Genomic DNA, 12,541 nt, shown 5'->3' on the forward strand with positions numbered 1-12,541 from the left:
ACCACCCGGCAATCAACCCTCCATGGGTCCGGGCCCCCCGACCCCCGCCGTGACCGCCGTAGCCGTATCAGGCGTGCTGCCCGGAGTCTCCGAGCCGTCCGGTGTCACCGCGTCGTCCGGCCGCGACGGGCGCCAGCCCAGGCGGCGCCCCCGCGGCAGCACCAGGCCCAGCCACACCACCGCGATGATCACGGCGAGTCCGGCCGACGCGGGCCACAGGGCGCGGCGGAGCGGGCCGGCCGCCCTGTCGGCCGGGAGGTGGACCGGGGAGGCGGGGGCGACGGCGGCCGGTGCGGAAGCACTGGTCAGGACCGACGTGACGGCCGCGTACGGGTCGAGCCGGGGCACGTCGGCCGGGTACGCGGAGCCGCGCAGGAGGGTCGCGGTCCCGGCGGCCGTCAGGTCCGGGTGGACGGAGCGCACCAGCGCCGCCGCCCCGGCCACGAACCCGGCGGCCAGCGACGCCCCGGAGCCGATGTAATGGCCGTTCTTCGCGGGGCCGATACCGACCACTCCGTCACCGGGCGCGGCGATGGCTGCGCTGTCGGTCGTGTACGCGCCGGTCGGCCGCTTGCCGTCCACGTCGACGTCGAGGACGGAGAGCACTCCGTCGTCGGCGGCCGGGTAGTAGTCGCGGGCGGGCGGGCTGTCCGTCGCCGAGGTCGCCGTAGCCGGGGTGTCCGGTACGGCGGCGGCGATCACCAGGACGTCCTTCTTCACGGCCAGCGCGACGGCCGAGCGCAGCGTGGGGGTGTTGGCCGCGAGCGCCGCCGACACCGTCACCACTTTCGCCCCGCCGTCCACGGCGGCCCGGATACCGTCCGCGACCCGCTCGGCGGTGACCGCACCGCGCGCGTCGCTGCCACGCACCGCGAGGATGTGCGCCTGCTGGGCCACCCCCGCGAACCGCACACCGTCCTCCACGGCCGCGCCGACCAGCCCGGCCACGAAGGTGCCGTGTCCCACGCAGTCGGTCCCGGCGTCGCCGACCGCCGTGACCCGGCCCTTGAGCGCGGGCGCGGAGGCCGAGACCCCGGTGTCGACCACGCCGACGGTCACGCCGGCGCCCGAGGCGAACGGCCAGGTCCGGGTGAGCTGCAGCGAGACCTGTTCCCACGGCACATCGGTGGCGCGGACCGACGAGCCCGCCGTACAGGCCGCGTCGGCGTTCAACCGCGTGGACAGCACGGGGAGTTGGACCGTGCCCCCGGCCGCCGCGGCGGACCCGGCTCCGAGGGCGCTCGCGGCGGCCGTCAGCAGCAGGGCCAGACCGGCGGCGAGGGCCCTGCCGTGCGAGGTCGTCATGCCCGGGCCGCCCCGCTGGAGGAGGAGGCGCCCGCCGGGTCGGCGAGGTCCTCCGGGAGCAGCAGGCGCAGGTCGTCGAGACTGGGCACGGCGAGTCGGCTGAGCCGGCCCGCCTGTCGGGTCATCATCCGCTCCAGGATCTGGCGGGCGGTGCGCGCGTTGCCGAAGGACCGGTCCCGGGGCAGCGCGTCGAAGTACTGCCGCAGCACCGGACCGAGCCCGGCCGCGCACTCGTACCCGAGTTGTACGGCGTGCTCGCGGACGATGGTGACCAGCTCGTCGGAGGAGTAGTCGGCGAACTCCACCCGGCGCGAGAACCGGGAGGACAGACCCGGGTTGGAGGCGAGGAACGTCTCCATCTCCTGGGTGTAGCCCGCGACGATGACGACCACCTTGTCCCGGTGGTCCTCCATCAGCTTCAGCAGGGTGTCCACGGCCTCCCGGCCGAAGTCGGAGCCGGAGGCCTCGCGCGGGGTGAGGGTGTACGCCTCGTCGACGAACAGGACGCCGCCCAGAGCCCGTTCGAAGACCTCCCGGGTCAACTGTGCGGTGTGGCCGACGTATCGGCCGACGAGGTCGGCGCGGGACACCTCGACGAGCTGGCCGCGCGGCAACACGCCCAGGGAGGCGAGGAGTTCGCCGTAGAGGCGGGCCACGGTGGTCTTGCCGGTGCCGGGCGGGCCGGTGAAGACGAGGTGGTGGCTGAGCCGGGGCACGGGGAGTCCGGCGGCCTCCCGCTGCTTGGCGGTGGAGACCAGGTTGACGAGGTCGGTGACGTCCCGCTTCACGGCGTGGAGTCCGACCAGCGCGTCCAGCCTGCTGAGCGCGTCGTCGCCCGGGTCGACGGCGTTCGGGCCGTCGGCGGCGGTGCGGGCCGCCTCCTCGCTGATGTCCTGCGGCAGCAGCAGGGAGAGGTCCTGTTCGGTGACGTCGGTGAGCGCGGAGAGCCGCACGGCCTGGCGGTCCACCATCTCCTCGAACACCTGCCGTGCGGCACGGCCGTTGCCGAACCCGGCGTCCTTCGGTATTCGCTCGAAGTGCACCGCGAGCGCGTGGCGGGTCTCGTCGGCGAGCGCGTACTGGTGGCGTACGCACATGCTCTCCATGATCTCCACCAGCTCGGGCACCGAGTAGTTCTCGAACTCGACGGTCCGTGAGAAACGGGACGCCAGGCCGGGGTTGGAGCCGAGGAAGCTGCGCATCTCGTCGGAGTAGCCCGCCGCGACGACGACCACGTCCTCGCGGTGGTCCTCCATCAGCTTCAGCAGCGTGTCGACGGCCTCGCGCCCGAAGTCGGCCCCGGAACCACGGGAGTCGGAGGTGAGGGTGTACGCCTCGTCGACGAACAGGACGCCGCCCAGGGCCCGTTCGAAGGCCTCCGTGGTCTTGATGGCGGTACCGCCGATGACCTGGGCGACCAGGTCGGCGCGGGAGACCTCGACCAGGTGCCCGGAGCGCAGGGCGCCCAGTTCGGCAAGGATCGTGCCGTAGAGGCGGGCCACGGTGGTCTTGCCGGTGCCGGGCGGGCCCGCGAAGACCAGGTGGCGGCTCATCGGCGGTGCGGACATGCCGAGTTGGGCGCGGCGGGCGGCGAGCTGGGTGAGGTTGACGAGGGTGCGGACCTGTTCCTTGACGTTGTCGAGGCCGATCAGGCCCTCCAGCGCGGCCATCGGTCCGTCGGGGCGTCCGGGGCCCTCCGACTCCGGTACGGTGCCCGCCGGGTCGGTGCCCTCGGCCTCGCCGAAGCCCCAGGCGTCGCGGGCCTCGTTGCCGGTGCTGGTGAGGTTCTCCACGGCCAGCCGGCCGCCCGCCTTGGCCTGGACGAGGCCGCCGCCCTTGTTGTCGCGGACCGTGCAGCCCACGACCGAGACGGGTGCCTCCGACTCGACGCGGATGCCGTCGCGGTCGTTGCCGGCCGCCTCGCAGCCGTTCAGGGAGGCCCGGCCGCCGTCGCGGACCAGGAAGCCGTGTTCGGCGGACGCGGCGGTCCGCACCCGGTTCGCCGTCAACTCGCCGCCGGTGTCGACGAGTACACCGCAGCCGCCGGCCGAGACCAGCTCGCCGTCGCGGAGCGCGGCCGTGCCCTCGCCGCCGATCTCCAGACCCGCGCCGCCGGGGCTGTTGACCCGGAATCCCGCGAGATAGACGTTGCCGCCCGCCGCGACCTCCGCGCCCGCGCCGCCCGGCGCCTCCACCGTGCAGTCCTCGACCCGGCCGCGCCCGCCGTCGCGCACGCAGACGCCGGAGCCGCCCGCGCCGGTGATACGGGCGCGTCGCACCAGCGGGTTGGCGTTGCCGCGGATCACCACACCGGCGCCCTTGACGTCGATGATCTCCATGCGCTCCAGCTCGGCCGCCGCGTCCTCTTCGAGCAGGACGCCGTCCGACTCGCCGTCCCGGACGGTCAGCGAGGTCAGCGTGGGCGAGGAGGCACCGGCCACCCGCAGCGCCGCCGTCTGGGCGCCGGTCAGCCAGCAGTCCTCGTAGGTGCCGCGTGAACGGTCCGTCACCAGCAGGCCGTTGCCCGTGGTGCGGGCGGTACGGCAGCGGCGCAGCACCGGGTCGCTGCCGTGCGAGACGATGATGCCGGGGCCGCTGGAGCCGGTGACCCGCACCTCTTCCAGTTCGCAGCGGGCGGTGCTGGTCACATGCACACCGATGGAGGTGTCGCGGATCACGGTCCGCAGCACCCGGATCGCGCTGCGCTCCTCAAGTGCCAGTGACGGCTTGTCTGTCGAGGCGAGATCACAGTCTTCCACGGAGCCCTGCGCGTCGCCGTTGGCGAGCACGCCGTTGCCGCGCGCGTCCCGGATCGTGCAGCCGCGCAGGGTGGCCCGGCCGCGCTCGCCGATCACCACACCGCTGGTGCCGAGGTGTTCGAGGGTGCAGGACTCCAGCGAGCTCTCGGTCGGCGAGGTGACGACGACCCCGGCGCCGGTGCGGTTGGAGACCCGGCACTCGCGCATCGCCAACGAGCCGGAGTTGCGGGCCAGTACGGTCGTCCACGAGGCGCCGGACAGATCGCAGCCCTGCATCGCGACCTGCCCGTGCGAGGCGTCCACGGCCGGCTGTTCCCCGTCCTGGCCCTGGACCACCAGGTCGGTCAGCATCACCGCGTCCACGCGCAGCGAGATCACGATGCCCTTGCGCGGTGCCAACCGGACGGTGCCGCGCGCCTGTTCGGCGACGATGGTCACCCGGGTGGTGACGACGAGGTTCTCCTCGTACGTCCCCGGGCGCACACTCAGCACCGCACCGCCGCGCGCCCTGGCCAGGGCCTCTCCGATCGTCCGGGCGTCCCCGGTGCCCTCCGGACAGACCGTCAGTACCTGGCGCACTCAGCTGACCTCCTCGTGTCGGCACCTGTCGGTTGCGGCCAACCCCATCATGCCGTACGGCAAATTATGTGCCGTGCCGCAACAGCCGTACCAGCACCGGAGCTTGTGCGTGACGATTGTTAACTCCCGGGAAAGGAACCGCCGTTGACGGACATGCGTGTAGGCGCGTGAAAGGATTGTCCATACAGACGTACGACGAACTGCTGGGCGATTGGGGCGGACAGGGCGGATGACAGACCGAACCGGACCGACCGCGAGGAAGACAGCGGCAGAGAGCTCGGCGGCGGCCACCCCGGCCGGCGAAGCGGCGTCGGCGAACCCGGCGGCGGCGTCGGCCGGGGAGACCGCCACCGCGTCGCCCGCCGTGACGAGCACAGCGGGTGCGACACCCAAGTCCCCTTCAGGGGCCGCCGGTTCGGGCGGGACCGTCTCCGCGGAGTCCGTCGCGGCGGAGCTGAGCCGGCCCGCGACCCCGGCCGCGGAGACCGAGGCGCTCGCCGGTGTCGGCCGTAGGACCGCGGAACCCGACGGGCCGGCCGGCCCGGAGTCCGCCTCCGCCGGACCGGCGCGGCAGGAGGCCGCCGAGCCCGAGGCGCCCACCATGGCGGTGGCCGCCGGTGTCTCCGAGGGGGGCGGACCTGCCCCCGGCGACACGGCCGCCGCGTCCGTCGGCCGCCCGGGCCGCCCGCTGCTGGCCGGTGCGGCGGTGCTCGGCGCGCTGCTGATCGCCGTACCGGGGCTGCTGATGAGCCGGGACCGGACGCCGGAGAACCACGACCGGGTCGTCGCCGACCAGTCGGGCACGATCCTCGGCGACGGCGCGACACAGGGCGCCGGGGCGTACGCCTCGTCCAGCCCGTCCGCCCCCGCGCAGCACGCCACCACGAAGGCCGCCACCCCGCACAAGACCTCGCCGGGGAAGACGACCGTCGCGCAGCCGGTGAGCGAGCCGACCACGGTGAAGACGAAGAAACCGACCGCGGCTGCGAAGCCGACGAAGAAGTCCACCACGACCAAGTCCGGGACGAAGTCGGGAACTTCGGGTTCCACCACGACGTCGAGCTATCCGTCGGACGTGCTCGTCACGGCCACCCGGGTACTGGGCGCGGGCCAGTCCATCAACGCGAAGAAGGCGCGGCTGCGCATGCAGACCGACGGCAACTTCGTGCTGTACGACGAGAACAACAAGCCCCGTTGGGCCACCATGACCTTCGGTTCCAACTACCACGCGGTCTTCCAGGCGGACGGCAACCTGGTCGTCTACACCTCGGCCAACCAGCCCGTCTGGGCCAGCCAGACCAGCGGCCACGACGGCTCGATCCTGCGGCTCCAGGGCGACGGCAACATGGTGATCTACTCCGGTTCGACGCCGATCTGGGCGAGCAACACCCAGCACTGAGCGGCTGAACTCCCGTCCGGCCCGCCCCCGTTGAGGTGGCGGGCCGAAGACGTGAGGTTCAGCTCTCGGTCAGGGTGATCGCCTGCTGCTGTGCCGCGTGGAAGCGCGGCAGGGGCAGGCCGCCCTGGGGGGCCAGTTCCATCACCGTGGCCTCGACCTGGGCCGGGCCGGGGTCCAGCGGGTCGGACGAGGGCTTGCCCGAGTTCTCCCAGCCGTGCTCCATGCCGTCGCAGACCGCCCGGGTGCCGCCGATGCCGTGCCGGACCGCGGAGTCGCCCTGGGAGACGGAGGAACTGACGAAGACCGGGCCCGAGTTGCCGATACAGCGGTAGGTGCCGGAGAGGGTGACGGTGCCGTCCGGGGCGATGCTGCCCGTGGGGTCGACCGTCACCGTCTCGTAGGGGCCGGCCGACGCGGTCGCGGCGGGGGCGGCGGCGACCAGCAGCAGCGCGGCACCGGCCGCCGAACCGAGGGCGGAACGCAGGGACATGGGGATACCTCCTGAAGTATCTGAAGCAGAGGCCTCCACTGGTACCGGTCAAGCGCCCCAACTCCCGTGATCGTCACTCCTTCGGTGGCGAGTCCGCACCGAGCGTCGTGGAACCGTCCGAGTGTTGTCCGCGTGTTGTCACGCTTCACAGCAGCCTGTTCCGATGAGTTCGCGACGGGAGGATGGTCTGTATATGCGATGCGGGGCGGCGAAGGAGCCGCCGGAACGGGTCGCATCCGACGTGGAGGTACGCCATGTGTTCCCACCAGTCCTCGTGCCCCGTGACCGACACCGACACCGTGCACGTCGTCTCCGCCCACCCCGAGCAGGGCTGGACGCTGCTGTGCGACGGCGCGATCGTCTTCGACGACAGCGGCCTGCTGCTCCCCGACGGCCGGATCGTCGCCCCGCACCGGGTACCGGCCGACCAACTCGCCGTCGCCGCCTGACCCTTCCCACCTGACCGGTCCCGCGTGATCGTCTTCCCGGACGCGCTGCCCACGGTGATCTTCGAACCGTGAAGGTTCAGCTTGCGTACCCGAGGTGACCAGCAGTGATGCTGACGACCTAAGATGATCAACGTGTCCGACCAGCATGCTCCACGGTCTCTCATCGTCACGCTCTACGGCGCGTACGGCCGCTTCGTGCCGGGCCCGGTTCCGGTCGCGGAGCTGATCCGGCTCCTGGCCGCCGCCGGCGTCGACGCGCCTTCGGTGCGCTCGTCGGTGTCCCGGCTCAAACGGCGCGGGCTGCTGGTGCCCGCCCGTACCGCCCAGGGCGCCGCCGGCTACGAACTGTCGCCCGAGGCAAGGCAGTTGCTCGACGACGGCGACCGGCGCATCTACTCGGCCGATCCCTCGGACGACGAGGGCTGGGTGCTCGCGGTGTTCTCCGTCCCCGAGTCCGAACGGCAGAAGCGGCACGTCCTGCGCTCCCGGCTGTCCGGCCTCGGCTTCGGCACCGCGGCCCCGGGCGTGTGGATCGCGCCCGCCCGCCTCTACGAGGAGACCCGGCACATCCTCGGACGGCTGCGGCTCGACCCGTACGTGGACTTCTTCCGCGGTGAGCACCTCGGTTTCGCGGCGACCGCCGACGCCGTGGCCCGCTGGTGGGACCTGACCGGGATCGCGAAGGAGCACGAGGCCTTCCTCGACCGCCACGCGCCGGTGCTGGCCGGCTGGGAGCGGCGCGCGGACACCCCGCCCGAGGAGGCCTACCGCGACTATCTCCTCGCCCTGGACTCCTGGCGCCACCTCCCCTACGTCGACCCCGGCCTCCCCGCCGGTCTGCTCCCCCGGGACTGGCCCGGCACCCGCTCGGCCGAGGTGTTCCGGGCGCTGCACGCACGGCTGCGGGACGCGGGGGCGGTGTTCGCGGGCATCATGAACAGTTCATGACGAACCGCCGTGGCCTCTTGCGCACCACCGGTCACTCAGCCAAACCTCAGCTTCCTTAGCAGGTCCTCTCAGAGTTCTTACCTAGCCTTCAACGACGTCGCTCGTCGGGTAAGAAAGAGGACTGTTGCGCATGACCACCACGGCAAGGGCTCAGGGAGCCACCGTCTGGCTCACCGGACTGCCGAGTGCGGGCAAGACGACGATCGCCCAACACCTGAGCGATCGCCTGAGAGCCGAAGGGCATCGCGTGGAGGTCCTCGACGGCGACGAGGTACGCCGCTTCCTCTCGGCCGGCCTCGGCTTCAGCCGCGAGGACCGCAACACCAATGTGCAGCGCATCGGCCTCGTCTCCGAGGTGCTCGCCCGCAACGGCGTGCTCTCCGTCGTCCCGGTCATCGCCCCGTACGCCGACAGCCGCGAGGCCGTCCGCAAGCGGCACGAGGCGAGCGGGACGCCGTACATCGAGGTGCATGTCGCCACCCCCGTCGAGGTGTGCAGCGAGCGGGACGTCAAGGGCCTCTACGCCCGCCAGGCCGCAGGCGCGCTGGCCGGTCTGACCGGCGTCGACGACCCGTACGAGCCGCCCACGGACCCGGCGCTCACGCTGCCGACGCAGGGGCAGACCCCGCAGCAGTCGGCGGACGCGGTGTACGCGGTGCTGGCCGAGCGGGGGCTGCTGTGACCTTCTCGCTCTCGCACCTGGACGCCCTCGAGTCCGAGGCGGTGCACATCTTCCGTGAGGTGGCGGGTGAGTTCGAGCGGCCGGTGATCCTCTTCTCCGGCGGCAAGGACTCCATCGTCATGCTGCACCTGGCGCTGAAGGCGTTCGCGCCGGCGCCCGTTCCCTTCTCGCTGCTGCACGTGGACACCGGACACAACTTCCCCGAGGTCCTGGAGTACCGGGACCGCACGGTCGAGAAGCACGGGCTGCGCCTCCATGTGGCCTCCGTACAGGACTACATCGACCGCGGTGTGCTGCGCGAACGGCCCGACGGAACCCGCAACCCGCTCCAGACCCTGCCGCTGACGGAGAAGATCCAGAGCGAGCGCTTCGACGCGGTCTTCGGTGGCGGCCGTCGCGACGAGGAGAAGGCCCGTGCCAAGGAGCGGGTGTTCTCCCTCCGGGACGAGTTCTCGCAGTGGGATCCGCGTCGGCAGCGGCCCGAGCTGTGGAACCTCTACAACGGGCGGCACGCGCCCGGCGAGCACGTCCGCGTGTTCCCTTTGAGCAACTGGACCGAGCTGGACGTCTGGCAGTACATCGCCCGCGAGGGCATCGAGCTGCCCGACATCTACTTCGCGCACCACCGCGAGGTCTTCAACCGGGGCGGCATGTGGCTGACCGCCGGCGAGTGGGGCGGGCCCAAGGCGGACGAGACCGTCGAGAAACGCCAGGTCCGGTACCGGACCGTCGGTGACATGTCCTGCACGGGCGCCGTCGACTCCGACGCGGCCACGCTCGACGACGTGATCGCCGAGATAGCGGCCTCCCGGCTGACCGAGCGGGGCGCCACGCGTGCCGACGACAAGCTGTCCGAGGCCGCGATGGAAGACCGCAAGCGCGAGGGGTACTTCTAACCATGAGCACCATAACCATCGACACGCTGCGGTTCGCAACGGCCGGTTCGGTCGACGACGGCAAGTCCACGCTCGTAGGACGGCTGTTGCACGACTCCAAGTCGGTCCTCACCGATCAACTCGAAGCCGTACAGCGGGTGTCGGCCGACCGCGGCCAGGACGCACCCGACCTCGCGCTGCTCACCGACGGCCTGCGCGCCGAACGGGAACAGGGCATCACCATCGACGTGGCGTACCGCTACTTCGCCACGCCCAAGCGCCGGTTCATCCTCGCCGACACGCCCGGTCACGTGCAGTACACCCGCAACATGGTGACGGGTGCCTCCACCGCCGAGCTGGCGATCGTCCTGATCGACGCGCGCAACGGAGTCGTGGAACAGACGCTGCGGCACGCCGCCGTGGCCGCGCTGCTGCGGGTGCCGCACGTGGTGCTGGCGGTCAACAAGATGGACCTCGTCGAGTACGAGCAGTCGGTGTTCGAGCGGATCGTCGAGGAATTCGCGGGCCACGCGGCCGAGTTGGGGCTGCCGTCCTTCACGCCGATCCCGGTGTCGGCGCTGGTCGGCGACAACGTGGTGGACCGTTCGGCGCACCTGGACTGGTACGAGGGCCCGGCCCTGCTGGAGTTCCTGGAGAACGTCCCGGTCGGCGCCGATCCGTCCGACGCGCCGGCCCGCTTCCCCGTGCAGTACGTGATCCGTGACGGCGAAGTCCGTTGGTACGCGGGCCAGTTGGTGTCCGGTTCGCTGCGGGTCGGCGACCGGGTGACGGTGCAGCCCTCCGGTGAGAGCTCCGAGATCACCGGTATCTCCGTGCTCGGTACCGAGGCGGAGGCGGCGTACGCGCCCCAGTCGGTGAGTCTGCGTCTGGCCGACCAGCGGGACGTGTCGCGGGGCGACATGATCACCGCCGGGGCGGACGCGCCCGCACTCACCCAGGACGTCCGGGCCTCCGTGTGCCATCTGGCCGACCGGCCGCTGCGGGTCGGCGACCGGGTGCTGCTGCGGCACACGACCCGGACGGTCAAGGCGATCGTCAAGGACCTCGGCGGCGCCACCGCGCTGCTCGCGAACGACCTGGGCCGGATCACCCTGCGCACCGCCGAGCCGCTCGCCCTCGACGACTACGCGGTCTCCCGGCGCACGGGCGCGTTCCTGGTGATCGACCCGGCGGACGGCGCCACACTCACCGCGGGCATGGCCGACCTGGCCTGATCACCCGCCACGCCACACCCTCGGGCCCCCGTTCGAAACGGGGGCCCGAGGGCGTTCCTGTGCCCTGCCGAAATGACCTGTCGCCGTCGCATCCGTCACGAGATGTCAATAGCGCGGTAACAAGGGGAGCTGTCGTGCGAGTGAGGGCGTTGAACCGGGTATGCCGCTCGGTACCGGGACGAAGGTCCCGTACGGCGCCCGCCGAGAGACCCTGACAAAGGGCGCCGTACCATTCATATAGTTGAAAGCAGGACAGCCTGCTCCATGAACGGACCCGCCTTGCAAGAACACCCCTCCGCCTCCGCCTCCTGGCGCATCGCACTGCCGCACACCGCCGCGGCCGTGCCGGTGGCCCGCGCACTGGTCCGTACGGCTCTGTCCGAGGTGCGGCACGCGGCCGACAAGGACACTGCGGAGCTGCTGACGGCGGAGCTGGTCGCGAACGCGGTGGAGCACACCGCCGGTGACGCCCCCATAGAGCTCGTGGTCGAGCTGCTGCCCTCCGGCTGCCGGGTCGAGGTGCACGACGCCGACCCGGAGCCACCCGTGAGTCTGACCAAGCCCGCCGACGAGGAGCCCGACCCCTGGCAGGAGCACGGACGCGGCCTGCTGCTGATCCGCGCGCTCAGCTCCTCGTGCGGACACCGCCCCACCGAGTCGGGCAAGGCGGTGTGGTTCCGGCTGCCCGTCGTACCGGCGCAGTGGCGTCCGGCGGGATGACCACATCGGCGCCGGTCAGGCCAGGGTCGCCACCAGTACGGCCTTGATCGTGTGCAGTCGGTTCTCGGCCTGGTCGAAGACGACCGAGTGGGCCGACTCGAAGACCTCGTCGGTGACCTCCAGCGAGTCCAGGCCGTGGGTCTCGTATATCTCGCGGCCGACCTTGGTGCCGAGGTCGTGGAAGGCCGGCAGACAGTGCAGGAACTTGACGTCGGGGTTGCCGGTGGCCCGCAGGACGTCCATGGTCACGGCGTACGGCGCGAGGGCCGCGATCCGCTCGTCCCAGACCTGCTTGGGCTCGCCCATGGAGACCCACACGTCGGTGACGACGAAGTCGGCGCCCGCGACACCGTCCTCGATCCCCTCGGTGAGTGTGATGCGCGCGCCGCTCCGCTCGGCGAGCGCGCGGGCCGCGGTGACTATCTCCTCGGCGGGCCAGTAGGACTTCGGGGCGACGATCCGTACGTCCATGCCGAGCAGCGCACCGGTGACCAGGTAGGAGTTTCCCATGTTGAAGCGGGCGTCGCCGAGGTAGGCGAAGGCGATCTCCTTGAGCGGCTTGTCGCTGTGCTCGGTCATGGTGAGCACGTCGGCGAGCATCTGGGTGGGGTGCCAGTCGTCGGTGAGCCCGTTGTATACCGGCACGCCCGCGTACGCGCCCAGTTCCTCCACGGCGGCCTGGCTGTCCCCGCGGTACTCGATACCGTCGAACATACGACCGAGCACGCGCGCGGTGTCCTTCACCGACTCCTTGTGCCCGATCTGCGAGCCCGACGGGTCGAGGTAGGTCGTCGAGGCCCCCTGGTCGGCCGCGGCGACCTCGAACGCGCAGCGGGTGCGCGTCGAGGTCTTCTCGAAGATCAGCGCGATGTTCTTCCCCGACAGGTACCGCGTCTCGCCCCCGGCCTTCTTGGCGGCCTTCAGCTCGGCGGCCAGCTCGATCAGGCCGCGGAACTCCTCCTCGGAGAAGTCCAGCTCCTTGAGGAAGTGGCGGCCGGCGAGGGCGGTCGGGACTGTCGCCATGGGGGCGCTCCATCGGTACGGGTACAGGGGTACACAAGAACAGGGACGATTGGAATTCTATACGATACCTCGAATTT

At 71.6% G+C, this 12,541-nt stretch carries 11 protein-coding genes; 7 read left to right on the forward strand and 4 right to left on the reverse strand.

What is annotated here, in order from left to right:
* Positions 1 to 12: 12 nt before the first annotated feature.
* On the reverse strand, positions 13 to 1,305 hold the full coding sequence (locus tag AB0I51_RS27460) for a S8 family serine peptidase (protein WP_362979499.1): 1,293 nt from the start codon (positions 1,303 to 1,305) through the stop codon (positions 13 to 15).
* Complete coding sequence (locus AB0I51_RS27465) at positions 1,302 to 4,643, reverse strand: right-handed parallel beta-helix repeat-containing protein (RefSeq protein ID WP_362979501.1); 3,342 nt, start codon at positions 4,641 to 4,643, stop codon at positions 1,302 to 1,304. The genes AB0I51_RS27460 and AB0I51_RS27465 overlap by 4 nt, the downstream gene beginning before the upstream one ends.
* 229 nt (positions 4,644 to 4,872) lie before the next feature.
* Here AB0I51_RS27465 and AB0I51_RS27470 point away from each other — a divergent pair, with 229 nt between their 5' ends.
* Positions 4,873 to 6,042 (forward strand): hypothetical protein, encoded by a 1,170-nt coding sequence (locus AB0I51_RS27470; protein ID WP_362979503.1) that lies wholly within the window; start codon positions 4,873 to 4,875, stop codon positions 6,040 to 6,042.
* Positions 6,043 to 6,100: 58 nt separating this feature from the next.
* Here the strand turns inward: AB0I51_RS27470 and AB0I51_RS27475 are convergent, their stop codons facing one another.
* A complete protein-coding gene (locus AB0I51_RS27475) occupies positions 6,101 to 6,532 on the reverse strand; it encodes a DUF6299 family protein (protein WP_362979505.1) in 432 nt (143 codons plus the stop codon).
* Positions 6,533 to 6,786: 254 nt separating this feature from the next.
* On the opposite strand from AB0I51_RS27475, the gene AB0I51_RS27480 reads away from it, so the two are divergent.
* The 6 genes from AB0I51_RS27480 to AB0I51_RS27505 all read left to right on the forward strand — a co-directional run bounded on the left by AB0I51_RS27480 (position 6,787) and on the right by AB0I51_RS27505 (position 11,441).
* Complete coding sequence (locus AB0I51_RS27480; protein ID WP_200716403.1) at positions 6,787 to 6,981, forward strand: DUF5999 family protein; 195 nt, start codon at positions 6,787 to 6,789, stop codon at positions 6,979 to 6,981.
* 123 nt (positions 6,982 to 7,104) lie between these two features.
* Positions 7,105 to 7,929: a PaaX family transcriptional regulator C-terminal domain-containing protein gene (locus AB0I51_RS27485; protein WP_362979508.1), complete on the forward strand. Its 825-nt coding sequence runs from the start codon at positions 7,105 to 7,107 to the stop codon at positions 7,927 to 7,929.
* 130 nt (positions 7,930 to 8,059) lie between these two features.
* Positions 8,060 to 8,611: an adenylyl-sulfate kinase gene (cysC, locus tag AB0I51_RS27490; protein WP_362979510.1), complete on the forward strand. Its 552-nt coding sequence runs from the start codon at positions 8,060 to 8,062 to the stop codon at positions 8,609 to 8,611.
* Positions 8,608 to 9,507, forward strand: a complete 900-nt coding sequence (gene cysD / locus AB0I51_RS27495) for a sulfate adenylyltransferase subunit CysD (protein ID WP_362979512.1) — start codon at positions 8,608 to 8,610, stop codon at positions 9,505 to 9,507. Before cysC ends, cysD begins: the two co-directional genes overlap by 4 nt.
* A 2-nt stretch (positions 9,508 to 9,509) precedes the next feature.
* The gene (locus tag AB0I51_RS27500; protein ID WP_362979514.1) at positions 9,510 to 10,721 is read left to right on the forward strand and encodes a GTP-binding protein; all 1,212 of its coding nucleotides are present in this window, start codon (positions 9,510 to 9,512) and stop codon (positions 10,719 to 10,721) included.
* A gap of 264 nt (positions 10,722 to 10,985) precedes the next feature.
* Positions 10,986 to 11,441 carry an ATP-binding protein gene (locus AB0I51_RS27505; RefSeq protein ID WP_362979516.1) on the forward strand — a complete coding sequence of 152 codons (456 nt, stop codon included), beginning with the start codon at positions 10,986 to 10,988 and terminating at the stop codon, positions 11,439 to 11,441.
* A gap of 15 nt (positions 11,442 to 11,456) precedes the next feature.
* On the opposite strand, the gene argF is transcribed toward AB0I51_RS27505, so the two are convergent.
* Positions 11,457 to 12,464 (reverse strand): ornithine carbamoyltransferase, encoded by a 1,008-nt coding sequence (gene argF / locus AB0I51_RS27510; protein WP_362979518.1) that lies wholly within the window; start codon positions 12,462 to 12,464, stop codon positions 11,457 to 11,459.
* Positions 12,465 to 12,541 lie beyond the last annotated feature (77 nt).

The sequence above is a fragment of the Streptomyces sp. NPDC050549 genome, assembly GCF_040655035.1.
GTDB lineage: Bacteria > Actinomycetota > Actinomycetes > Streptomycetales > Streptomycetaceae > Streptomyces.

Excerpts from the sequence above, each read along its gene's own strand:
- AB0I51_RS27470 (WP_362979503.1), top strand. The coding sequence starts at position 4,873 with ATGACAGACCGAACCGGACCGACCGCGAGGAAGACAGCGGCAGAGAGC.
- AB0I51_RS27480 (WP_200716403.1), top strand. The coding sequence starts at position 6,787 with ATGTGTTCCCACCAGTCCTCGTGCCCCGTGACCGACACCGACACCGTG.
- argF (WP_362979518.1), bottom strand. The coding sequence starts at position 12,464 with ATGGCGACAGTCCCGACCGCCCTCGCCGGCCGCCACTTCCTCAAGGAG.
- AB0I51_RS27460 (WP_362979499.1), bottom strand. The coding sequence starts at position 1,305 with ATGACGACCTCGCACGGCAGGGCCCTCGCCGCCGGTCTGGCCCTGCTG.
- cysC (WP_362979510.1), top strand. The coding sequence starts at position 8,060 with ATGACCACCACGGCAAGGGCTCAGGGAGCCACCGTCTGGCTCACCGGA.
- AB0I51_RS27485 (WP_362979508.1), top strand. The coding sequence starts at position 7,105 with ATGATCAACGTGTCCGACCAGCATGCTCCACGGTCTCTCATCGTCACG.
- AB0I51_RS27475 (WP_362979505.1), bottom strand. The coding sequence starts at position 6,532 with ATGTCCCTGCGTTCCGCCCTCGGTTCGGCGGCCGGTGCCGCGCTGCTG.
- AB0I51_RS27500 (WP_362979514.1), top strand. The coding sequence starts at position 9,510 with ATGAGCACCATAACCATCGACACGCTGCGGTTCGCAACGGCCGGTTCG.
- AB0I51_RS27505 (WP_362979516.1), top strand. The coding sequence starts at position 10,986 with ATGAACGGACCCGCCTTGCAAGAACACCCCTCCGCCTCCGCCTCCTGG.